The following is a 22,504-nucleotide window of genomic DNA, read 5'->3' on the forward strand; positions in this document are numbered from 1 at the left end:
CTACCGCTACCGCCCGCGAAGCCGACGGACGAGAATGCTCGCGTCCCCGCGGGATTCCAGATCGGCCAAGACGACGGCGACCGCCTCGCGCACGATCCGGCCACGGTCGACCGCGAGGCCGTGCTCGCCCCGGAGCATCAGGCGTGCGTGCTCCAGGTCGATGAGTTCCTCGGCGGACACGTACACGGTGATCTTCTCGTCGTGCCGCTCGCGCCCGGTGGGCCGGCGCTGGGCCTGCGCTCCCTGACGCTGCTTCCGAGGTTGGGCAGAACCTTCCTGCGCCCCCTGACGTCGCCCGGAGCCGTCCGCCGACCGGCTGCGGGACTCACCGCCGTCCGAGTCCGCCGCTACGTGCTCGGCGCCCTCTCCGTCACCGCCCTGGGCGGGTACGGACTGCGGGGCGTCCTCCCCGGCGGCGGCGCCGTCGCTCTCCCCCGCCGGAGCCGGTACCCGGGCCTCGCCGTTGGCCCGGCTCCTGGGTGTGGACGACTGAAGCGCCATCCCCCCTGTCGTACGGAACAGTTCGTCGGCCCCCGGCAGACTCACTCGGCGTGACACCGGGCGAGCACCTCCCTGGCGAGCTGGCGATAGGCGGCGGCACCGACGGAGTTGGAGGCGTACGTGGTGATCGGCTCACCGGCGACCGTGGTCTCCGGGAAGCGGACCGTACGCCCGATGACCGTGTGGTAGACGTGCTCGTCGAACGCCTCGACCACGCGGGCGAGGACCTCACGGCTGTGCACGGTGCGGGAGTCGTACATCGTGGCGAGGATCCCGTCGAGCTCCAACTCGGGGTTGAGGCGCTCCTGGACCTTCTCGATGGTCTCCGTCAGCAGCGCGACTCCACGCAGCGCGAAGAACTCGCACTCCAGCGGCACGATCACCTTGTGAGCCGCCGTCAGGGCGTTCACGGTGAGCAGGCCGAGGGAGGGCTGACAGTCGATCACGATGTAGTCGTAGTCGGCCATCAGCGGCTTCAACGCCCGCTGCAGGGTGGACTCGCGCGCGACCTCGCTCACCAACTGCACTTCCGCAGCCGACAAGTCGATGTTGCTGGGCAGCAAGTCCATGTTCGGGACTGCTGTCTTGAGAAGCACCTCGTCGGCCGACATGCCCCGCTCCATGAGCAGGTTGTAGACGGTGAGGTCCAACTCCATCGGATTGACGCCCAGTCCGACCGACAGCGCGCCCTGCGGGTCGAAGTCGACGAGCAGTACGCGTCGGCCGTACTCCGCGAGCGCGGCACCCAGGTTGATGGTCGACGTGGTCTTGCCGACGCCGCCCTTCTGGTTGCACATCGCGACGATCGTCGCGGGGCCGTGACTGGTCAGCGGACCCGGGATCGGGAAGTAGGGCAGCGGGCGTCCGGTCGGGCCCACGCGCTCACGGCGCTGGCGGGCAGCGTCGGGCGCGAGTGTGGCCGCGTACTCGGGATCGGGCTCGTACTCGGCGTCGGGGTCGTAGAAGTGCCCGTCGGGCAGTTCGTCGAAGTCGGCGAACTGGTTGTGGGGCGCGCCCCTTCCGTCGCCGGCCATGGCGTTCACGTGATGGCCATCCATGCTCTGGTGTGCTGGCTGGGTCGCCCCTGGCTTGTGGTGACCCCGGTGGGCTGCGAAGGTACGCACCGCGACGGAGCCGACAGCCTCGAACCCCGCGGGCTCCTGGCCCTTTGCAGGCATTCCTGGTTGACCACCCCCGGGAGAAAATGTCGACTCATTCACAAGTCGTCTTACCTCCTTGGTGACCAGGGAATTTCTCGATAGGTCAGCGTGGCACCATGCCGACGTTCGGCGACTCTATGGCGTGTCGGGTGTTCGCAGCAACACAATCCGCCTTACCCGGCCCGATGTGTCGGCAATGAAACATCCCTCTGTCAAGGGCGTACGGCAGTCGCACGGCAGGTTTCACCGGTGCACGAATCGGTTCAAGGGTTACGTTCGGGGCGAGTTGGCCTAGTGCCGCAAAGTGACCATACACACACCCGGCCGGACCTTGTCGGGCAAGGTCCGGCCGGGCGTGCGGTGTTGACGACCTGTGTTGACGTATCGCCTTTTACTGAACGGTGACTTAGTCGACAGAGTCAGCCGAGCAGCGATTCCAGCTCGACGTGCTCCAGTCCGTGCGCCTCGGCGACCTCGCGGTAAATCACCTTGCCGTCATGGGTGTTGAGGCCCTTGGCGAGAGCAGGATCACGTCGCAGCGCGTCGGCCCAGCCGCGGTTGGCGAGCTCCACGATGTACGGGAGCGTGGCGTTGGTGAGTGCGTAGGTCGACGTGTTCGGCACCGCGCCGGGCATGTTGGCGACGCAGTAGAAGACCGAGTTGTGGACCGGGAAGGTCGGCTCGGCGTGGGTCGTGGGACGCGAGTCCTCGAAGCAGCCGCCCTGGTCGATCGCGATGTCGACAAGAACACTTCCGGGCTTCATCCGCGACACGAGTTCGTTGGTGACCAACTTCGGCGCCTTGGCGCCCGGGATGAGCACCGCGCCGATGACGAGGTCGGCGTCCAGGACGGCCTTCTCCAGCTCGAAGGCGTTGGACATGATCGCCCGGACCTTGGTGCCGAAGACCTTGTCGGCCTCGCGGAGCTTGTTGATGTCGCGGTCGAGCAGTGTGACGTGGAAGCCCATGCCGACGGCGATCTGCGTGGCGTTCCAGCCGGAGACACCGCCGCCGATGACGACAGCGCGCGCGGGCTGCGTGCCGGGGACACCGCCGGGGAGCACACCGCGGCCGCCGACCGAGCGCATCAGGTGGTAGGCGCCGACCTGCGGGGCCAGCCGGCCCGCGACCTCGGACATCGGGGCGAGCAACGGCAGGGCGCGGCCGGGCAGTTCGACGGTCTCGTAGGCGATCGCCGTGGTGCCGGACTCGACGAGCGCGTCGGTGCACTCCTTGGAGGCGGCCAGGTGCAGGTAGGTGAAGAGCGTCTGGTCCTTGCGGAGGCGGTGGTACTCCTCGGCGATGGGCTCCTTGACCTTGAGCAGCAGGTCGGTGGTGGCCCAGACCTCGTCGGCGGTGGCCAGGATCCGGGCACCGGCCGAGACGTACTCGTCGTCCGTGATCGAGGAGCCGACGCCGGCGTCCTGCTCGATGAAGACCTGGTGGCCGTGGCGCACCAGCTCGTGCACACCGGCGGGGGTGATGGCCACCCGGAACTCGTTGTTCTTGACCTCGCGGGGGATGCCGACCTTCACGTCGATCACGGTCCTTGGCTCAGAGGGTGTGGGGCAATACATCTCATACCCGGACATGCATGAGCGCACCGGGAGACCGCAGGGGAAGGTGCGGCAGAGCCAGTCTAATGAAGGTGTTCTCGGTGTCTAGCCTTTCAATGCATCAATCTTCTGCGGATGTACTACGGATTTCGCAGGCGTTAGCGTCTTGTTCCAGGGGTTCGACGGCGGATTCCGGGGTTTCGGGGGCCGAATCGCCCTCCAGAAGCTCCTCGCCCAGCATCCGCTCGGCCGTCCCCCTGTGCAGCGAGGCGGACGCCGGATCGCCGAGCCGGTCGAGGGTGTCGGCCAGCCGCAGCTGCAACGCCGCCTGCAGCCGTACGTCCTCGGCGCGGCGCGCCCACTCGACGGCCTCGTGACAGGTGGCGAGCGATTCCTCGGGGCGGCCCGCGTACTCCTGGACCCGCGCCAACTCGCTCAACGCCCTTGCCTGGGCGGCCACATCACCGTTCTTGCGGTACCCGGCAACAGCCGCCCGCCAGTTCCTCAGCGCCTCGCCGTAGCGGCCCGCATAGGTGTGCGCGGCGGCGATCCGGCCGTAGAGGCGGGCGGCCTCCGCGCGCTCGTCCCGGGCGAGCCGCTGGGCCAGCGCGCGGCCGAACCAGTCGGCGGCCCGGTCGTGGTCTCCCAGCTCCTGGTGCGCGCCTCCTACGGATTCCATCGCGCGGCCGGTCGCATACGGGTCGTTCGCTTCGCGTCCGGCGTCCAGCGCGGCCCGGTAGCGGACCAGCGCCTCGGTCGTCCGGCCGGTCTGCGCGTCCAGATCGGCGAGGTTGAGCAGCGCGGCGGCCTTCTCGCGGGGCAGGTCGCGCCGCTCGGCCACGTCGAGGACGAGGCGGTGGATGCCGTAGAGCTCGGGGGCGGCGGCCTGGGTGCCGAAGTGGGCGACCATCGCGCGCACCAGCTGGGACATCAACCGGCGGGCCAGCGTGTCGAGTTCGCCGTCGGCGACCGCGAGGCGGGCGGAGGCGAGCAGGGCGGGCTGGCGGACGCGCAGCCAGTCGGCGGCGGCCCGGGGGGTCGGGAAGCGCAGCGCGCGGGGCGTGCCGAGGAGTTTCTCGCGGGCCTGGGGGCTGTCGGTCTCGGTGATGGCGCGGCAGGACTGGAGCAGCCGTACGGTGCGCTCCAGCATGCGGGCGCGGGCCAGCTGGAGTTCGGCCGGGCGGTCCTGGGTCTCGGCGAGGGCGTGCAGGAGGGGCTGGAGGCAGCCGGGGACCTCGTACTGCGGCAGCGGGGAGTCCAGGGTCCGCAGCAGGCCGGCGGCGACGAAGTCGTCCAGGGTGGTGCGGGCGCCGTTGACGGAGCAGCCGGCGAGCGCGGAGGCGGTCTGCGGGTCGACCAGGCCGGCCGGGGCGAGGGAGAGCAGTCGCAGTATCCGGGCGGCGGGGCTCGGCAGCGAACCGTAGACGAGCCGGAAGACGCGGCTCAGGGGCGTGCCCTCGTCGCTCTCGGCGTGCAGGTGCTTGGCGAGGTCGGCGACGGCGGCCTGCGGGCGGGCGGCGAGCCAGCCGCCGGCCAGGGTCAGCGCGGCGGGCTGGGACCGGCAGACCTCGACGAGGCCCTCGGCGGCGACCGGGTCGACGGTGATGCGGACCGCGCCGGTGTAGCGGGTGAGGAGTTCCAGTGCGGACTTGGTGTCGAGGCCGCCCAGGGTGCAGGGACGGACGTCGGCGATGCCGGTGAGCGGGCCGCCGGAGACGGCGACGACCAGGCAGTCCGGGGAGTCCGGCAGCAGCGCGTCGACCTGCTCGGCGTCGGCCGCGTCGTCGAGCAGGAGCAGCGCCCGGCGGTCGGTGAGGGCCGCGCGCAGGATGTCCGAAAGATCGTCCTCAGAGGCGCCGGCCGGGGTCGGCAGCTCCAGGGCGGTGAGGAGTTCGCGGGCGGTGCGCTCGGTGGGGACGGGGGTGCCGTCGGGCTCGCTCAGCCGGGCCCGGAACACACCGGCGTCGTAACGGTCAGCGACCTGTCGGGCGAGTTCCTCGGCGAGGGAACTGCGGCCGGAGCCGGGCTTGCCCGCGATGAGGAGGACGCGTGCGCGGGGGGCCTTGCGGCCCGCGATGGTGTCCAGGCCCGCGCGCTCGATGTCGGCCCGGAGCTCCTTCAACTCTCTTGCGCGGCCCAGGAATTGGCCCTCGGGAGAAGTGTCCTCGGACAGCCTCACGCCGCCGGTGTCCACCGCCTGATCCGTCACGGGCCACACTCCCGTCCCACTGCACGCGCATAGCCCGCCGGGACTCCGGATCGGGTGATTCCAGAGCCTAGTTCACGCTCTGCGACGAACCGTGCGGAGCGCGGCGGGCACGTCCCCCGATCGGATCAGCCGATCGTCACACCGGGGATCGGTGACAAAGGGGCTGCGTTCAGGACTCGAAGGGACGCGCGGGCCACGGCGCCTCGGCGGGGCGCAGCGCGTCGACGCCGTCGCCGTGCCGGGCGGCGACGAGGGCGAGGACGCCGACGGCGAGGCAGTTGTTGTGCAGCTCGCCGGCGAGGACCCCGCGGACCAGGTCGTCGAGGGGCACCCGCGCGTGCTCCATGTCTGCCTCCTCGTCCTCGACCTCGAAGCGCTGTCCCTCGGCCTCGGACAGGTTCCGGGCGAGGAAGATGCGGATGGCCTCGGAGCAGCCGCCGGGCGTGGTGTAGACGTCGGTCAGCACCCGCCAGTCCTCGGCCTTGACGTGCGCCTCCTCGTACAGCTCGCGCTGGGCGGCGTGCAGGGGGTTCTCGCCGGGGATGTCGAGCAGTCCGGCCGGGATCTCCCACAGCTTCTGCCGTACGGGGTGGCGGTACTGCTTGATGAGCAGCACCCGGTCCTCCTGGTCGATGGCGAGGATCGCCACGGAGCCGGGGTGGACCTGGTAGTCGCGGTGCACGACCGTGCCGTCGGGCATGACCACGTCGTCGGTACGCACGGAGGTCTTGTTGCCGACGAAGGGGGTCACGGTCGCCCGGATCTCCCACTCCTCCGGGGTGTCCTTGATCGTCATGCGCTGTCCCTCCACACGTACACGAAACACGTACTCGAAACACACGTTCACGGGCGTCACGTAAAAACGGCCGGGGTGCACACCTTTTGAAGGCGCGCACCCCGGTCACCGTACAACCTTCGTACTACTTGCCCGTCTTGCGTTCCACAGCCGCCTTGACCAGGCCCGCGAAGAGCGGGTGCGGCCGGGTCGGGCGGGAGCGCAGCTCGGGGTGGGCCTGGGTCGCGACGAGGTAAGGGTGCACCTCGCGCGGGTACTCGACGTACTCCACGAGCTTGCCGTCCGGGGACGTGCCGGAGAACTGCAGACCGGCCTTCTTCTCCAGCTCCGCGCGGTAGGCGTTGTTCACCTCGTAGCGGTGCCGGTGGCGCTCCTCGACGTACTCCTTGCCGTCGTAGACCTCGCGCACGATGGAGCCCTCGGCGAGCTTGGCCGGGTACATGCCCAGGCGCATGGTGCCGCCCATGTCGCCCTCGCCGGCGACGATGTCGAGCTGCTCGGCCATGGTGGAGATGACCGGGTGGCCGGTGGCCGGGTCGAACTCGGTGGAGTTGGCGTCCGCGATGCCGGCCAGGTTGCGCGCGGCCTCGATCACGATGCACTGCAGGCCCAGGCAGAGGCCGAGCAGCGGGATCTTGTGCTCGCGGGCGTACTGGATGGCGCCGACCTTGCCGGAGACACCGCGGTCGCCGAAGCCGCCGGGGATGCAGATCGCGTCCACGTCACCGAGCTGCTTGGCGGCGCCGGCCGGGGTCTTGCAGTCGTCCGAGGTGACCCACTTGATCTTCACGCGGGCCTTGTTGGCGAACCCGCCGGCGCGCAGCGCCTCGGTGACCGAGAGGTAGGCGTCGGGCAGGTCGATGTACTTGCCGACCAGCGCGAGGTTGATCTCGTGCAGCGGGTTGTGGACCCGGTCGAGCAGGTCGTCCCAGGTCGTCCAGTCCACATCGCGGAACGGGAGGTCCAGCTTGCGGACGACATAGGCGTCCAGGCCCTCGCTGTGCACGGTCTTGGGGATGTCGTAGATCGAGCGGGCGTCGGGGCAGGCCACCACGGCGGCCTCGTCGACGTCGCACATCAGCGAGATCTTGCGCTTGATCGCGGTCGGCACCTCGCGGTCGGAGCGCAGCACGATGGCGTCGGGCTGGATGCCGATGTTGCGCAGGGCCGCGACCGAGTGCTGGGTCGGCTTGGTCTTCAACTCGCCCGAGGGGCCGATGTACGGCAGGAGCGAGATGTGGACCACGAACACGTTGTCCCGGCCGACCTCGTGGCGGACCTGGCGGACCGTCTCCAGGAAGGGCAGCGACTCGATGTCGCCGACCGTGCCGCCGACCTCGGTGATGACGACGTCGACCTCGTCGGTCGCCATCCGCCGGATGCGGTGCTTGATCTCGTTGGTGATGTGCGGGATGACCTGCACGGTGTCGCCCAGGTACTCGCCGCGCCGCTCCTTGGCGATCACCGTCGAGTAGACCTGGCCGGTGGTGACGTTGGCGCTGCCGTCCAGGTCGCGGTCGAGGAAGCGCTCGTAGTGGCCGATGTCGAGGTCGGTCTCGGCACCGTCGTTGGTGACGAACACCTCACCGTGCTGGAAGGGGTTCATCGTGCCGGGGTCGACGTTCAGGTACGGGTCGAGCTTCTGCATCACGACGCGCAGGCCCCGTGCCTTGAGGAGCATGCCGAGGCTGGAGGCGGTGAGGCCCTTGCCGAGTGAGGAGGCGACACCCCCGGTGACGAAGATGTGCTTGGTCGTCGTGGTGTTGCTGTTTCGGAAAGCAGCGGGCGGCATGGCCAAGAGGGGGCTCCCGTGGTCGCGGTCTGGGGTGCGGTGCGGCTGCCCGCCCGGTGAACCCGGGTTTTTCTGGAGGCGCCGTCGCTGCGGTTCGGGGGTTTCTTGCCCACCGGTCCACGGGCTACCAGGGTATCAGCGCCCGGAGGGGATGGCTTCCGGCCACGCTCCGCGCCCGCCTCGACACGGACGCGACCTGCATCGACGTGAACAGGCCTCCCGTCGACACAGACGCGCCCTGGTTACCTGCTTCTCACCGGGTGCTCACCCGTTCGGCCCAGGTCCGTTGGCGAGAGCGGCACACAGATCATCTACGTGCGTCGTATCCTGCTCGGACACTCGCTGCCGAGCCGGTCCGGAACACGGCACCACCCCCGCCCGTATATCCCGGAACAACGAGAGCTCGTCAGTTCGTTGAGCAACGACCGTCATTTGCTTCATGCCTCAACGACGCACTACAAACGATCCCTTGACCGCACACAGCGACCGCCCCTTTTTCGTGGGGCGACGTGGCCGTTCGACTGGAGTTGCACGTGGCCGGGCGCATCGAAGATTACGCACTCATCGGAGACATGCAGACCGCTGCCCTGGTCTGCCGGGACGGCACGGTGGACTGGCTCTGCCTGCCCCGATTCGACTCCCATGCCATCTTCGCCGGTCTACTGGGAACCGAGGAACACGGCTTCTGGCGGCTGGGCCCGGCTCACGCCTCCGACACGCCGCCGCCCATGGCGGCCCGGCGCGGGTACCGCGGCGACTCGCTGATCCTGGAGTCCGAGTGGGACACCCCGCGAGGCACGGTCCGCGTGACCGATTTCATGCCCCCTCGCGACGGCGCCCCCCAGCTGATTCGCATCGTGGAGGGCATCTCCGGCCGCGTCCCGATGCGCTCGGCCCTCCGGATGCGTTTCTCCTACGGCCGGGTCGTCCCCTGGGTTCACAAGCACGAGGGCCGCACGGTGGCCGTCGCGGGCCCCGACTCCGTGTGGTTCGACACATCGGCGGAGACCTACGGCAAGCAGCTCACGACGTACGCGGACTTCACGGTCGCACCGGGTGACCGCATCGCGTTCACCATCTCGTGGGAGCCCTCGCACAAGCAGCCGCCCGCGCTCCCCGAGCCGGAGCAGTCGCTGGAGGCCACGGAGGACTTCTGGCGCGACTGGGTCGACCAGTGCACGTACCACGGCCCGTACCGCGAGGCGGTGGTCCGCTCCCTGATCACGCTGAAGGCGCTGACCTACGCCCCCACGGGCGGCATCGTCGCCGCGCCCACCACCTCCCTCCCGGAGGAGATCGGCGGCGTCCGCAACTGGGACTACCGCTACACCTGGCTCCGCGACGCGGCCATCACCCTCTCCTCGCTCCTGCGCACCGGCTACCGCGAGGAGGCCCGCGCCTGGCGCGAGTGGCTGCTCCGCGCGGTCGCGGGCGACCCCGAGAACCTGCAGATCATGTACGGCATCGCCGGCGAGCGCGAGCTCGGCGAGGCGGAGCTGGACTGGCTGCCGGGCTACGAGAACTCGGGCCCGGTCCGGGTGGGCAACGGCGCCGCGCACCAGCTCCAGCTGGACGTCTACGGCGAGGTCACCGAGGCCCTGCACCTGGCCCACATGACGGGCCTGGCCCGCAACGACTACGCCTCCCTGCTCCAGCTGAAGCTGATCCGCTACCTGGAGAAGCACTGGGACGAGCCCGACGAGGGCATCTGGGAGGTGCGCGGCCCGCGCCGCCACTTCGTGCACTCGAAGGTGATGGCCTGGGTCGCGGTCGACCGCACGATCAAGCTGATCGAGTCGGGCGACGCGGACGGCCCGCTGGAGAAGTGGCGCGAACTGCGCGACGACATCCATCGGGACGTGTGCGAGCGCGGCTACGACAAGGAGCGCAACACCTTCACCCAGTCGTACGGCTCGAAGGAACTGGACGCCTCGCTGCTGCTCATCCCACAGATGGGCTTCCTGCCCCCGGACGACAAGCGCGTGATCGGCACCATCGAGGCGATCCAGCGCGAGCTGTCCACCCCGGACGGCTTCATCCTGCGCTACCCGACCTCGGGCACGGACGAGGGCGTCGACGGCCTCCCCGGCGACGAGGGCGCCTTCCTGGCCTGCTCGTTCTGGATGGCGGACGACCTCGCGATGATCGGCCGCGTGGACGAGGCCCGCAAGCTCTTCGAGAAGCTCCTGTCGCTCCGCAACGACCTGGGCCTCCTCGCCGAGGAGTGGGACCCGCGCCTGCAACGCCAGGTCGGCAACTTCCCGCAGGCCTTCAGCCACGTCCCCCTGATCGACACGGCACTACGCCTGACGGCTTCGGGGGCCTACGGCGGCTGACAAGCTGCTGAGCGCGCGCCCCGGGCCCGAGTTGTGCCCGGGGACGGCGGCACCCCCGCATCCGCACCACAGCGGGAAATTCAGGTGCCCCGGCCGCCGCTCATCCCTACCCTTCCCGCCATGGACAGCACCAGCACCGGGGCCGGGCGGCTCCTGAACGTCGTGGACGTCGAAGCCACCTGCTGGGATGGCGGCCAACCGCCGGGCGCGGTCAGCGAGATCATCGAGATCGGGCTGACCGTCGTCGACCTGGCCGGCGCGGAACGCCTCGCCCGGCATCGGATCCTGGTGCGGCCCGTCCGGTCCGCGGTCAGCGAGTTCTGCACCGAGCTGACCGGCCTCACGCAGCACGAGGTGGACGGAGGGGTCGGCTTCGCCGAGGCGTGCCGGCTGCTGGCCGCCGAACATCACGCCGGGTCCCGCCCGTGGGCCAGTTGGGGCGACTACGACCGCAACCAGTTCACCCGGCAGTGCCAGAGCACCCGGACGCCCTATCCCTTCGGCCGGCACCACACCAACGCCAAAGCGGCCTTCACCGAGGCGCACGGCCTCCGCAAACGTCCTGGCATGGCGCAGGCCCTGGAGATCGCCGGACTGCGCCTCGAAGGCCGGCACCACCGCGGCGAGGACGACGCCTGGAACATCGCCGCCCTCGTTCTCCACCTGTCCGAGCGGGGCGCGTGGCCGGACACAACGCCCGCGGCGGCGAAGAAGTTGGTCTGCGGGACCGACGGGACCGGGTAACGTCTTCGCCGTGTTCTTCCGATGAATCCGTAGATCACTCCACATCACTACCGGGAGAACCCGTGACCGTGAGCAAGAACATCAACAACCCCGTGGGCATGGGCGGCGGCAAGCGCAAGAAGCAGTCCCGCGAAGAACGGCAGAACCACGGTCCGCACCGCAACCTCGACCGCCAGGGCGCGGCCGACCAGAAGGCGGAGCTGGTGCGCAAGATGCGCGAGAAGGCCCTCGCGGCCGAGGGCGCCGAGCAGGCGGACGACGACACCGCACAGAGCTGACACACCGCCGCGGCCTCCAGCTGCGGCAGAGGAAACGGACACCACCGCCGAGCACACGCCCCGGGCCCGAGATGTGCCCGGGGCGTTTCCGCAGGTACCGTCCGCAGCATGGACAGCCGTACGGACAGCACATTCGACAGCCAGGGCGCCGGCATCACCGTTCAGCGGGCGCTGGAGCTGCCCGGGCTGCGCAGCGGGCTGCCGGAGATCCTGGCGGGCGCCGACCGGCTCCAGCGGACCGTACGGTGGGTGCACGCGGGCGAGGTCCCGAACATCGCCTCCCTCCTCAAGGGCGGCGAACTCCTCCTGACCACGGGCTACGGCCTCGGTACGCGCCCCGCGGAGCAGCGCGCGTTCGTCCGCACCCTCGCCGAGCGCGGCATCGCGGCCCTGGTCGTCGAACTCGGCCCGCGCTTCGACCGTCTCCCCGCCACCCTGGTCGAGACGGCTCGCGCGACCGGCCTCCCGCTCGTCCAGCTGCACCGCGAGGTGCCGTTCGTCGCGGTCACCGAGGAGATCCACACCGAGATCGTCAACGGCCACTACGCGCTGCTCCAGCAGGCCGAGGAGGTCCACCGCCGCTGCACGGAGGCGTTGCTCGGCGGCGGCGGAATCCCCCAAGTCCTGGGCATCCTGGCCGACTTCAGCGGCAACCCGGTCTTCCTGGAGACCCCGGACGGTCAACTCCTCTACGCGGCGGGGGCGGGCCCCGAGGGCGCCGACCCGCTCCAGGTGTGGGAGGGGCTGCGCGGCCAGCACAAGGACGCCTCGCCGCCCGCCGGTTCGGTGATCGTGGAGGTGCCCGGGGGCGGTCCCGGTACGGGTTCGGTGCGGGCGCGGATCGTGCTGCTTCCGGTACGGGGGCCGCTCGCCCCCGTGCACCGCATCGCCGCCGAACGGGCCGCCGACATCCTGGCCGTGGTCCTGATGCAGGCCCGCCAGGAGGAGGAGCTGGCGGCACGCGGACGCGGCGACTTCCTCACCGACCTCGCCGAGGGCCGCATCGCCGCCGAGGACGCCCCGGCACAGGCCCGCGTACTGGGCTTCAAGCCCGGCACCAGCCCGCTGCTGCCCGTGGTGATGCGGCTGGGCGACGCCTTGGCCGCCCCCGGCGGCGGCTGGGCGGTCCTGGCCCGCGCGGTCGCCGAGGAACTGGCCTCGGTGGGCGTCCCGGTCCTGTTGGGCGTACGACCGGTGGAGGGCCGCGTCCCACTCCTCCTCGGCCTGCGCTCGGAGTCGGAGCGATCGGCGGTCTCGGATCGGGTGGCGGCGGCGCTGCGGGCGGGAGTCGAGCGGGCCGGGATGCAACGCCCGGGAGCACAGCCGCCGATCGTGGTCGTCGGCGTGGCCGGCGGCTGGGCGGCCGCGTCGGCGGGCCTACGACACGCGGCCGAGACGGCGACAGCGGCACAGGGCCTGACCGACCAGCCCTGGTACGACGCCCGGCGCCTGGACATCGAGCTGCTGCTGTGGCGACTGCGCGACCATCCCGACCTGGCGGCCTTCGTGGACCGCGCGATCGGCCCGCTCCGCGACCACGACAACCGCTCCAAGCCGCCCCTACTGCCCACCCTGGAAACGTACTTGGCGCACGCGGGCCGCAAGGCGGAGACGGCCCGCGAGCTGCACCTCAACCGGCAGACCCTCTACAACAGGCTCGCCCGCATCGGGGAGTTGCTCGGCACGGACCTCGAAGACCCGCAGACGGTACTGGCGTTGAGCCTGGCGCTGCGGGCCCGCAGGCTCGTCCCCTGAGGTGCCGTTTCTCAGGTGAACGGCAGGGGCTGGGTCAACTCGTCGTAGACGCTCAGCACTTGGGCGACGGTCTCGTCCTCGGTCGGCCAAGTGGCCGCCTGTCGGGCGCCCTTCTCCCGGAGCAGTTCCCGGCGTTCGGGGTCGCGCAGCAGTCCGATGACCGCGTCGGCGAGGGCCTTGGCGTCGCCGTAGGGCACGAGTTCGGCGGCGTCTCCGACGAGTTCGGGGATGCCGCCGACGGCGGTCGCGACGAGCGGCACGCGGGCATGGAGGGCCTCCTGGGCGATCACCGAGCGGGACTCCCAACTGCTGGGCAGGAGTGCGAGGTCGGCGGCGCCGAGAAGTTCACTCACGTCATCGCGCCGTCCGATGAGCCGCACCGGCAGTTCCTCGTCCTCGATGCGGCGCTGCAACTCGCCCCGCAGCGGCCCCTCCCCCGCGATCACGAGCAACGGCGTCGGATCGAGACGGCACCAGCCGCGCGAGGCGTCCAGGAGCGTGTCGTAACCCCGCTGTCGGTCGAGCGAGCCGACGGCGAGGAGCAACGGGCGGTCGGTGGCGCCGAGTTCGGCCCGGAGCTTGGGGCTCAGCGGATCGAGATCTTCATGGTCCGCGACGGCCCGGCGCGGCCCCGGCAGTGCGACGGCGGCGAGACGGGCGTCCCGGGCGCCGGTCCGCCGAGCCCTGTCGACCAGATCGGACGTGGTCCCGAGGACGACGACGGCGGCCTTCACGACCCGCCGCTCCAGCAGCCGCAGCAGGTGTGCCCTGGCCCCTTCGGCATGGGCGCGGTTGTGCCACGTCACGACGAGCGGGGTACGGCGACCACTGAGCGCGAGGACGGCGCGGAAGGAGGCGTGCAGCCCGTGCGCGTGCACGAGGTCGGCGTCGGCGCAGGCCGCTCGCAGCGCGGCGACGGAGGCCGGGTCGCTGCTGCGGGGCACGTGCACGTGTTCGGCACCGGCGCCCGTGAAGTCGTAGGTGTGATCGGCCTCGACGGGGGCGCACACCGTCACCCGCACGCCCCGTGCGACGAGCCCGGAGGCCAGGGAGCGCACATGCGCGCTACTGGCGGCATTGCCTCCGCCGAGCACCTGCACGGTGCGCAGCGGCGACTGGCCGTGCGGTGAGTGGCTGCTCACGGGGGTCACGTGGCCGGGGCTCCTGGTTCGGCGACGGGCGGTCACGAAGAAAAGTACAGAAGGATCGGGCGGAGGGGGTGTACCGCACGCTTCCTACGCGTTCCGTCTCAAGGATGCCAGCACGTACGGGTGTTCCGGCAACGCCGGAAGGTGTGGGGGCTGTGCGGAAGGGCAACAGGGGCGCGGGGATCACCCGTACGAGTGAGGGGGAGGGGGGTTCTGCGGTGGATGAGGCAGGAGGGGTGCGGCGGGCCGCGTCCGAGGGAGCACGCTCACGGACCGTCCAGGCCTGCCCCCGTCCAAGAAGGCACGCTCACACACCACCCGAGCCCGCCGCGCACCCACACCTCACCTCACCGCCCCCTCGCAACGCCCGCGCCAACGCGCTCACCCGGTCTCCGTAGACCGCCGCAGCCACCACAGCGGCGGCATGCGCCACGAGCCCCGCCCGCCCGTTGCCGGCGACGACGGCCACGCCGAGTGCCGCGCCCAAGGCGTGTGCCTCCGCGTCGCCGAGCATCGTCCGCTCACCGAGGTCGTCCGGGAGCACCGCACCGGCGGCGCCGATCGTGGCGGCGGCCAGTTCCGCGCCGGGCCCCCGGCGCAGCAACCCCGGTGCGGCGAGGGCGAGTACGGTGCCGACGGCCCGACCTGGGCGTAGGTCCACGAGGTTGACGAAGTGCGCCGCACCGGCGATCACGACCCCCGCGAGCACCTTGTCGAGAGGCCGCTCCTTGAGCAGCGCCCCGGGCCGTCTCCGAGTCCTCCGGGCCGGCCGGCATCCGGGACAACTCCCGTATCCGGTCCTCGCCTTCGAGAACCTTCACACAGGAGCAGGCACCGGCACCCCCACGGAACTACCCGCTAGCCGTCCGCCCGTGCCGTCGCCAGCAACTCCTCCGCATGCGCCCGCGCCGTCTCCGAGTCCTCCTGGCCGGCCAGCATCCGGGACAACTCCCGTACGCGGTCCTCGCCTTCGAGGACCTTCACGCCGGAGCGGGTGACGGACCCGTCGTTGGTCTTCTCGACCAGCAACTGCCGGTCGGCGAAGGCGGCGACCTGGGGCAGGTGCGTGACGACGACGACCTGCGCGGTCTTCGCGAGCTTCGCGAGGCGCCGGCCGATCTCGACCGCCGCCTTGCCGCCGACGCCGGCGTCGACCTCGTCGAAGAGGTAGGTCGGGACGGGGTCGGTTCCGGCGAACACGACCTCCACGGCGAGCATCACGCGGGACAGTTCACCGCCGGACGCACCCTTGGCGATGGGGCGCGGCGGAGCGCCCGGGTGCGGGGCGAGGAGCAGTTCGACCTCGTCGACGCCCGAGGGGCCGTAGGCGACCGCGCGCCCGCCGACCTCGACGCCCTCCGGGTCCTCGGTCTGCCGGATCTCGAACGACACGCGCGCGTGCGGCATCGCGAGGGAAGCCAGCTCCGCGGTCACCGCCGCGGCGAAGCGCTCGGCGGCCTCCATCCGCGCGTCGGTCAACGCCTGGGCGAGGCCGCCCAGTTCACCGCGCAGCGCGTCCCGCTCGGCGGTCAGTTCGTCGATGCGCTCGTCGTCGCCGTCGAGTTCGGTGAGCCGGGAGGCACCCTGCTCGGCGTACGCGAGCACGGCGGTGATGTCCGCGCCGTACTTCCGGGTGAGCGCGTTGAGGGCGGCCCGGCGCTCCTCGACCGCGGCCAGCCGCAGCGGATCGGCGTCCAGGTCGTCGGCATACCCCGCCAACTCCCCCGCCACATCGCCCAGAAGGATGCCGATCTCACCGATCCGGTCGGTGAGCGAGGCCAGTTCGGAATCGTGCGACCGTACGGCCTCCAGGGCCCGCTGCGCACCCGCGACGAGGGTCGCCGCGTCGATGCCCTCGGGGTCCTCGGGGTTGCCGGCGAGCGCGGCGTGCGCGGCCGTGGCGGCGGACGCCAACGCCTCGGCGTGCCCGAGCCGTTCGGCTTCGGCGGCGAGTTCGACGTCCTCACCGGGACGCGGCTCGACGCCCGCGATCTCGTCGAGGCCGTAGCGCAACATGTCGGCTTCCTGGGCCCGTTCACGCGCGCGGGTGGTGATCTCGTCCAGCTCGACGGCGACGGCGCGCAGCCGCCGATACGCCTCCGCGTATTTCGTGAGCGGTCCGGTGACGGCGTCCCCGGCGTACCGGTCGAGCGCCTGCCGCTGCCGGGACTGCTTCAACAGCCCCTGCTGATCGGTCTGCCCGTGCACGGCGACCAGCTCGTCGGCCAGCTCCGCGAGGACCCCCACCGGCACGGACCGCCCGCCCAGGTGCGCCCGGGAGCGCCCTTCGGCGGAAACGGTACGGCTGATGAGCAGCGTCCCGTCCTCCAGCTCGGCACCGGCCTCCTCGGCGCGCAGCACGGCGGAGCCGCCGGGAGGAACGGAGATCCGCCCCTCCACGACCGCGTTCTTCGCCCCGATCCGCACCAACGCCGGGTCGGCCCGCCCACCCAGCAACAGCCCGAGGCTGGTGACGACCATGGTCTTACCCGCACCGGTCTCACCCGTGACAGCGGTGAACCCCGGCGACAGTTCGACGACAGCATCGTCGATGACTCCGAGCGACCGTATCCGCATCTCTTCCAGCACGGTGAAGACCTTACGAGGTAGGGAGGGAGAAGCGCGAGGCGCCCTGTCACCCGGGGGAGTGTCCCCACTCTGTTTTTTGTTTTTAGGGGCGCGGGGAACTGCGCGCTCAGCCCCCACCGGCGCGCACTCTAATGAGGAGCCCCACGCCACCCCGAAACAGGCAGAGCGAACTTAGCAACAAGCCGATCGGTAAACGACGCATGGTGCAGCCGAGCAAGCCGCACAGGCACAGCGCCCCTACGCACCTCAACCCGAGCCCCGGCAGGCAGCTCAACAGTCCGCCGCCCGTCACACCACAGAACCCCCGGGGGGATATGCGGCAACACCTCAACGGCAAGCACAGAATCCGGCGACGTGACCAACGGCTTCGCGAACAACGCATGCGCACTGATCGGCACCATCAGCAACGCCTCGACCTCGGGCCACACCACAGGCCCCCCAGCCGAGAACGCATACGCCGTAGACCCAGTAGGCGTCGCACAAACGATCCCGTCACACCCGAACCCAGTCACCGGGCGCCCATCAATCTCCAGGACGACTTCCAGCAGCTTCTCGGCGCCGGCCTTCTGCACCGCCGCCTCGTTCAGCGCCCAGTCCGTGTGCACGATGTTGCCGTTCTTGTGCACGACGACATCGACGGTCATCCGCTCCTCGACCTCGTACGCCCGCGTGACCACCCGGTCCACGACCTTGTCGAGATCGTCCCGCTCCGCCTCCGCGAGGAACCCCACGCTGCCGAGGTTGACGCCGAGCATCGGCACCCCGGACGCCCGCGCGAACTCCGCGCCGCGCAGCAGCGTGCCGTCGCCGCCGAGGACGATGAGCAGCTCGCAGCCCTCAAGGCACTGCGGGGTGGCCTCGGTGACCGTCTCCACCTCGTCCGGGAGCGGCAGGTCGCGTGCCTCGTACTCCAGGACGCGCACTCCGATACCGGACTGGAGCAGCCCCTTGACGACCAGCTCGGCACTCCGGATGGCCGCAGGGCGACCCGTGTGCGCGAGCAGGAAAACAGTACGAGCTCGGTTCTGTGTCAACGCGGCCCCTCCGCCACTGCACGGTCAACATCGGCCGGGTCAAGTTCGGGTGCGCCGGCCCGCAGCCACAGAAAGTACTCGACATTCCCGGAGGGCCCGGGCAGCGGGCTGGCGGTGACACCCTCCACCCCGAGCCCCAGTTCCGCGGCCCGCCGGGCGACACCGCGTACGGCCTCGGCCCGGAGTTCGGGGCTGCGTACGACACCGCCGCTCCCCAGCCGTTCCTTCCCCACCTCGAACTGCGGCTTGACCATCATCACCAGGTCCGCGTCCGGCTTCGTGCACCGCGCCAGGGCGGGCAGCACCAGCCCGAGCGGGATGAAGGACAGATCCCCCACGACTAGATCCACAGGCTCCCCATCGATCGCTTCAAGCGTCAACTCGCGTACGTTCGTACGGTCCTTGACGGTGACGCGTTCATCGCTCTGAAGAGACCACGCGAGTTGTCCGTACCCGACGTCGACCGCCACGACCTGCGTGGCACCCGCGCGCAACAGCACATCGGTGAAGCCACCGGTGGACGCGCCGGCGTCCAGCGCCCGCCGTCCCTCGACCACGAGCCCCCGCGGTACGAAGACCTCCAGCGCACCCGCGAGCTTGTGGCCGCCCCGCGAGACGTAGTCGGGGTCGTCGTCATCCGCTACGACGACGATCGCGGCCGCGGTCTCCACCTGGGTGGCGGGCTTGGTCGCGACGGTCTTGCCGACGGTGACCCGGCCGGCGGCGATCAACTGGCTCGCGTGCTCCCGCGACCGCGCGAGCTTCCGTCGGACCAGCTCGGCGTCGAGACGTCGGCGTGCCACTCCTGCCACGTTCGGTTCAGCTCCTAGTTTCCGTACGGCGAGGGGGGCGCCGGAGGTCCCGGGCGGGCGTCGAGCGCGGTGAGTGCGTCGCGCAGCCCCCGGTGTACATCCTCGTACACCTCGACATGCCCGTCCGTGGCGAGGTGGTCGGTGTCGGCCAGCCGCCCGAGCTGGGCGTCGACGTCGGCGTTGCCGCTCGGCGTGCGGTCCACGTTCAGCGGCGCGGGGGCGGCGGGGTCGTACGCGGGCTCCGCCTCCACGACGGCCTCCGGAACACCCTCCGCTACGGCCCCGACCTCGGCCTCGGGCAATGAGTCGCTCATGCCCAGACGCTACCTCGTAGGCCTGGGGTACCGTCGATCACGATGGCAACGATCGAAGAGTGCCGCGTCGCACTCGAGAAGCTCTCGGACAACATGCAGAAGGCCGATGGGAATGTCCGCGCCGCCGCGGCCATGGACCGTTCGGTCAGCTGCCGGATCACCGACCTCGACGTCACGTTCGTCGGCCGGCTCACCGGCGGCCGCATCGTGGTGGACGAGACCGTGCAGGGCCTTCCGGCGGAGAAGGCCCAGATCAGGTTGATCATGGCGGGCGACGACCTGGTCGCCATGGTCAACGGCGGGCTGAACTTCGCGAAAGCCTGGGGCTCGGGCCGGGTGAAGCTGGAGGCCAACGTGTTCGACCTGTTCCGCCTCAGGAAGCTTCTGTAGTCGCGTCAGGAAGCTTCTGTAGTCACCTCAGGGAGCTTTTGTGGCGGCCACCTTCCGGTGGTCGGTCCGCGCCTGTGCCGTACGTGCCTTGCGCGCCGCCGGCACCACCAACGGCGTCCCCGTCTCCGGATCGTCGATGACCTGGCAGCGCAGCCCGAAGACCTCCTCGACCAGTTCGGCCGTGACGATGTCGCTCGGGGCGCCCTGCGCGATGACCGCGCCCTCCCGCAGCGCGATGAGGTGGGTGGCGTACCGGGCGGCGTGGTTGAGGTCGTGCAGCACCGCGACCAGCGTGCGGCCCTGCTCCTCGTGCAGTTCGGCGCAGAGGTCGAGGACGTCGATCTGGTGCTGGATGTCCAGATAGGTGGTCGGCTCGTCGAGCAGCAGCAGGGGTGTCTGCTGGGCGAGCGCCATCGCGATCCACACGCGCTGCCGCTGCCCGCCGGACAGTTCGTCGACATAGCGATCGGCCAGCTCGGCGACACCGGTCTGCGCCATCGACTCCTGTACGACCCGCTCGTCCTCCTGGGACCACTGGCGCAGGATGCCCTGGTGCGGATACCGGCCGCGGCCCACGAGGTCACCGACGGTGATCCCGTCGGGCGCGATGGACGACTGCGGGAGCAGGCCCAGGGTGCGGGCGACCTTCTTCGCCGGCATCGACTGGATGACCTGCCCGTCGAGCAGCACCCGGCCCTCGTTCGGCTTCAGCATCCGTGACAGGGCGCGCAGCAGGGTGGACTTGCCGCACGCGTTCGGGCCGACGATCACCGTGAAGGAGTTGTCGGGTATCTCCACCGACAGCTCGCGTGCGATGACGCGCTGGTCGTAGGCGAGGGTGACGTTCTCGGCGGACAGGCGGTTCACGGTGCTCCTTCGATTGTTCAGCCCGCTGCTGAGGCCGCTCTGGTCGTTCTGGTTGCCCTGGTTGCCCTGGTCGTTCATATCCGGCCCGCCTTGCGCTCGGTGACCAGGAGCCACAGCAGGTAGACCCCGCCGAGGACTCCGGTGACCACGCCCACGGGCAACTGGTCGGCGCCGAACGCCCGTTGGGAGGCCCAGTCGGCGGTGACCAGGAGGGTGGCGCCCATGCACAGCGAGGGCACCAGGTTCGGACCCGGCGAGCGGGTCAGGCGCCGGGCGAGCTGCGGCGCCGTGAGCGCCACGAAGCCGACCGGTCCGGCGGCGGCGGTCGCGGCCGAGGTGAGCAGCACGGCGGCCACCATCAGCAGCAGCCGTACGCGCTCGACGCGGACCCCGAGGGCGTACGACACGTCGTCGCCCATCTCCATCATCCGCAGCCCGCGCGCGTTGGCGAGGACCAGCGGCAGGAGTACGGCGCACAGCGCGAGCAGCGGCCAGACCTGGGTCCAGTCACGGCCGTTGAGGGAGCCGGTCATCCAGACGACCGCGCGGGCCGCGTCGACGAGGTCGGCCTTGGCGAGCAGATAGCCGTTGACGGCGGTGACGACGGCGGAGACGCCGATGCCGACGAGGACGAGCCGGTACCCGTGCACCCCCTGCTTCCAGGCGAGCAGGTAGATCGCGAGCCCGGTGACCAGACCGCCGACGAGCGCCCCGAGGGTGACGGCCGTAGCGCTGCCGGAGAACAGCACGATCATGACGAGCGCCCCGGCCGTCGACCCCTGCGAGAGGCCGAGCACGTCCGGACTGCCCAGCGGATTGCGGGAGATGGACTGGAACAGCGCTCCGCCGAGCCCGAGCGCGGCCCCGACCAGCAGCCCGACGAGGACGCGCGGCAACCGCAGTTCGTTGACGATGAACTCCTGACCCGGATCACCTCCCCCGAACAGCGTCTTCAGCACATCCCCGGCCGAGATCGGGAAGTCCCCGGTACCGATCAGCACGACACTCGCGGCGAGCGCGCAGACCAGGAGAAGGACGACGACCGTGAAGGCACGGAGGTCGAAGCGGAGGGAGAGCCCGCCGGTCCGTACAGCTCGCGTACGGAGAGCCTGAGTTGATGTGGCCGTCACAGCTGGGCCGTCCTCCGCCGTCGTACGAGATAGATGAAGACCGGACCACCGATGACCGCGGTGACGATGCCGACCTGCAACTCCGCGGGCCGCGCGATCATCCGCCCGAGGACGTCCGCGCCGAGCAGCAGCACGGGCGACAGGATCGTGGCGTACGGCAGGATCCAGCGCAGGTCGGGCCCGGTGAACGAGCGCACCACGTGCGGCACCATCAGGCCGACGAAGACGATCGGGCCGCAGGCGGCGGTCGCCGCCCCGCACAGCACGGTCGCGGAGAGCATGGCGAGCGCGCGGGTCCGGTTGAGGTTGGCACCGAGGGCGCGGGCGGTGTCGTCGCCCATCGCCACCGCGTTCAGCGGCCGGGCGAGCAGCAGGGCGACGACCGTGCCGACCGCGAGGAACGGCGCTACCTGGGTGATCGTCGAGCCGGTGGCCGAGGACAGCGAACCGACCGTCCAGAAGCGCATCTTGGACAGCGCCGCGTCGTCCATGATCATGACGGCCTGGAGATAGCCGTAGAGCGCGGCACTGATCGCGGTACCGGCGAGCGCGAGGCGCACGGGTGTGGCGCCTCGGCTGCCGCCCAGGAACCAGACCAGAGCGCCGACGACAGCCGCGCCCGCGAAGGCGAACCAGACGTAGCCGCTCAGCGACGTGACACCGAAGTACGTGATCGCGGTGACGACCGCGGCCGAGGCGCCGGCGTTGATGCCGAGCAGGCCGGGGTCGGCGAGGGGGTTGCGGGTGAGCGCCTGGAGGACGGCGCCGGAGAGGCCGAGCGCGGCACCGGCGAGCAGCCCGAGGACCGTACGGGAGATCCGGTCGTCGACCACGATGTCCGCGTAGGTCCCCGAGTCATGGAACAGGCCGTGCCACACATCCCCCAACGGCAGCGATTTCGCGCCGATCGCGATGCTCGCCAAGGCGACGAGCACCAGGAGCGCCACGGAGGCGAAGAGCCCAAGGACACGTATCGCCCGGCGGGTTGGGGGCGCGGGGGCGGTCTCCGCGCGCTGTTCTGGGGGACTGTCGACCAACACGAGGTTAGGTTAGCCTACCCTCGCATTCCGGCCGAAGGTCGAGTCCCTCCGTA

General features: G+C 70.7%; 19 protein-coding genes and 1 pseudogene. 5 read left to right on the plus strand and 15 right to left on the minus strand.

The genetic code is table 11. From position 1 onward, the window contains the following. Positions 1 to 6: 6 nt before the first annotated feature. The 6 genes from OG588_RS10545 to OG588_RS10570 form a co-directional block, all read right to left on the minus strand. Entirely contained in the window at positions 7 to 558 is a 552-nt protein-coding gene (locus OG588_RS10545) for a hypothetical protein (protein ID WP_405947053.1), read from the minus strand. After that, positions 543 to 1,679 (minus strand): ParA family protein, encoded by a 1,137-nt coding sequence (locus OG588_RS10550; protein WP_366097834.1) that lies wholly within the window; start codon positions 1,677 to 1,679, stop codon positions 543 to 545. The genes OG588_RS10545 and OG588_RS10550 overlap by 16 nt, the downstream gene beginning before the upstream one ends. Before the next feature lie 401 nt (positions 1,680 to 2,080). Beyond that, positions 2,081 to 3,196 carry an alanine dehydrogenase gene (gene ald / locus OG588_RS10555; protein WP_405953086.1) on the minus strand — a complete coding sequence of 372 codons (1,116 nt, stop codon included), beginning with the start codon at positions 3,194 to 3,196 and terminating at the stop codon, positions 2,081 to 2,083. A 142-nt stretch (positions 3,197 to 3,338) separates the two neighbouring features. Then, a complete protein-coding gene (locus tag OG588_RS10560) occupies positions 3,339 to 5,426 on the minus strand; it encodes a tetratricopeptide repeat protein (protein ID WP_405947054.1) in 2,088 nt (695 codons plus the stop codon). A 169-nt stretch (positions 5,427 to 5,595) separates the two neighbouring features. Continuing rightward, a complete protein-coding gene (locus OG588_RS10565) occupies positions 5,596 to 6,222 on the minus strand; it encodes an NUDIX domain-containing protein (RefSeq protein ID WP_405947055.1) in 627 nt (208 codons plus the stop codon). A 124-nt stretch (positions 6,223 to 6,346) separates the two neighbouring features. After that, complete coding sequence (locus OG588_RS10570) at positions 6,347 to 8,014, minus strand: CTP synthase (protein ID WP_405947056.1); 1,668 nt, start codon at positions 8,012 to 8,014, stop codon at positions 6,347 to 6,349. A gap of 533 nt (positions 8,015 to 8,547) precedes the next feature. On the opposite strand from OG588_RS10570, the gene OG588_RS10575 reads away from it, so the two are divergent. From OG588_RS10575 to OG588_RS10590, 4 genes are all read left to right on the plus strand, one after another. Then, positions 8,548 to 10,350 carry a glycoside hydrolase family 15 protein gene (locus OG588_RS10575; protein WP_405953087.1) on the plus strand — a complete coding sequence of 601 codons (1,803 nt, stop codon included), beginning with the start codon at positions 8,548 to 8,550 and terminating at the stop codon, positions 10,348 to 10,350. Positions 10,351 to 10,470: 120 nt separating this feature from the next. After that, positions 10,471 to 11,094: an exonuclease domain-containing protein gene (locus OG588_RS10580; RefSeq protein WP_405947057.1), complete on the plus strand. Its 624-nt coding sequence runs from the start codon at positions 10,471 to 10,473 to the stop codon at positions 11,092 to 11,094. A 62-nt stretch (positions 11,095 to 11,156) separates the two neighbouring features. Beyond that, a complete protein-coding gene (locus OG588_RS10585) occupies positions 11,157 to 11,372 on the plus strand; it encodes a DUF6243 family protein (protein WP_405947058.1) in 216 nt (71 codons plus the stop codon). A gap of 108 nt (positions 11,373 to 11,480) precedes the next feature. Beyond that, positions 11,481 to 13,127 (plus strand): PucR family transcriptional regulator, encoded by a 1,647-nt coding sequence (locus OG588_RS10590; protein ID WP_405947059.1) that lies wholly within the window; start codon positions 11,481 to 11,483, stop codon positions 13,125 to 13,127. Positions 13,128 to 13,138: 11 nt separating this feature from the next. On the opposite strand, the gene OG588_RS10595 is transcribed toward OG588_RS10590, so the two are convergent. The 6 genes and pseudogenes from OG588_RS10595 to OG588_RS10620 all read right to left on the minus strand — a co-directional run bounded on the left by OG588_RS10595 (position 13,139) and on the right by OG588_RS10620 (position 19,024). Then, a complete protein-coding gene (locus tag OG588_RS10595; protein ID WP_405947060.1) occupies positions 13,139 to 14,278 on the minus strand; it encodes a glycosyltransferase family 4 protein in 1,140 nt (379 codons plus the stop codon). Positions 14,279 to 14,582: 304 nt separating this feature from the next. Continuing rightward, positions 14,583 to 15,017: pseudogene (locus OG588_RS10600) on the minus strand (hypothetical protein); the annotation flags it as partial. Positions 15,018 to 15,133: 116 nt separating this feature from the next. Then, positions 15,134 to 16,852: a DNA repair protein RecN gene (recN, locus tag OG588_RS10605; protein ID WP_405953088.1), complete on the minus strand. Its 1,719-nt coding sequence runs from the start codon at positions 16,850 to 16,852 to the stop codon at positions 15,134 to 15,136. A 140-nt stretch (positions 16,853 to 16,992) separates the two neighbouring features. Continuing rightward, positions 16,993 to 17,898: an NAD kinase gene (locus tag OG588_RS10610; protein WP_026179466.1), complete on the minus strand. Its 906-nt coding sequence runs from the start codon at positions 17,896 to 17,898 to the stop codon at positions 16,993 to 16,995. Further along, the gene (locus OG588_RS10615) at positions 17,895 to 18,710 is read right to left on the minus strand and encodes a TlyA family RNA methyltransferase (protein WP_366097842.1); all 816 of its coding nucleotides are present in this window, start codon (positions 18,708 to 18,710) and stop codon (positions 17,895 to 17,897) included. The genes OG588_RS10610 and OG588_RS10615 overlap by 4 nt, the downstream gene beginning before the upstream one ends. A gap of 14 nt (positions 18,711 to 18,724) precedes the next feature. After that, positions 18,725 to 19,024, minus strand: a complete 300-nt coding sequence (locus OG588_RS10620; protein WP_405947061.1) for a hypothetical protein — start codon at positions 19,022 to 19,024, stop codon at positions 18,725 to 18,727. 42 nt (positions 19,025 to 19,066) lie between these two features. On the opposite strand from OG588_RS10620, the gene OG588_RS10625 reads away from it, so the two are divergent. Continuing rightward, complete coding sequence (locus tag OG588_RS10625) at positions 19,067 to 19,414, plus strand: SCP2 sterol-binding domain-containing protein (RefSeq protein ID WP_405947062.1); 348 nt, start codon at positions 19,067 to 19,069, stop codon at positions 19,412 to 19,414. A 27-nt stretch (positions 19,415 to 19,441) separates the two neighbouring features. Here the strand turns inward: OG588_RS10625 and OG588_RS10630 are convergent, their stop codons facing one another. From OG588_RS10630 to OG588_RS10640, 3 genes are read right to left on the minus strand one after another with little or no spacing between them, the layout of a single operon-like run. Beyond that, positions 19,442 to 20,359 (minus strand): ABC transporter ATP-binding protein, encoded by a 918-nt coding sequence (locus OG588_RS10630; protein ID WP_405947063.1) that lies wholly within the window; start codon positions 20,357 to 20,359, stop codon positions 19,442 to 19,444. Further along, complete coding sequence (locus tag OG588_RS10635) at positions 20,356 to 21,411, minus strand: FecCD family ABC transporter permease (protein ID WP_405947064.1); 1,056 nt, start codon at positions 21,409 to 21,411, stop codon at positions 20,356 to 20,358. The genes OG588_RS10630 and OG588_RS10635 overlap by 4 nt, the downstream gene beginning before the upstream one ends. Next, positions 21,408 to 22,451 carry a FecCD family ABC transporter permease gene (locus OG588_RS10640; RefSeq protein ID WP_405947065.1) on the minus strand — a complete coding sequence of 348 codons (1,044 nt, stop codon included), beginning with the start codon at positions 22,449 to 22,451 and terminating at the stop codon, positions 21,408 to 21,410. The genes OG588_RS10635 and OG588_RS10640 overlap by 4 nt, the downstream gene beginning before the upstream one ends. Between the last annotated feature and the right edge of the window lie 53 nt (positions 22,452 to 22,504).

The organism is Streptomyces prunicolor (genome assembly GCF_045162825.1).
In the GTDB taxonomy this organism is placed as follows: domain Bacteria; phylum Actinomycetota; class Actinomycetes; order Streptomycetales; family Streptomycetaceae; genus Streptomyces; species Streptomyces prunicolor.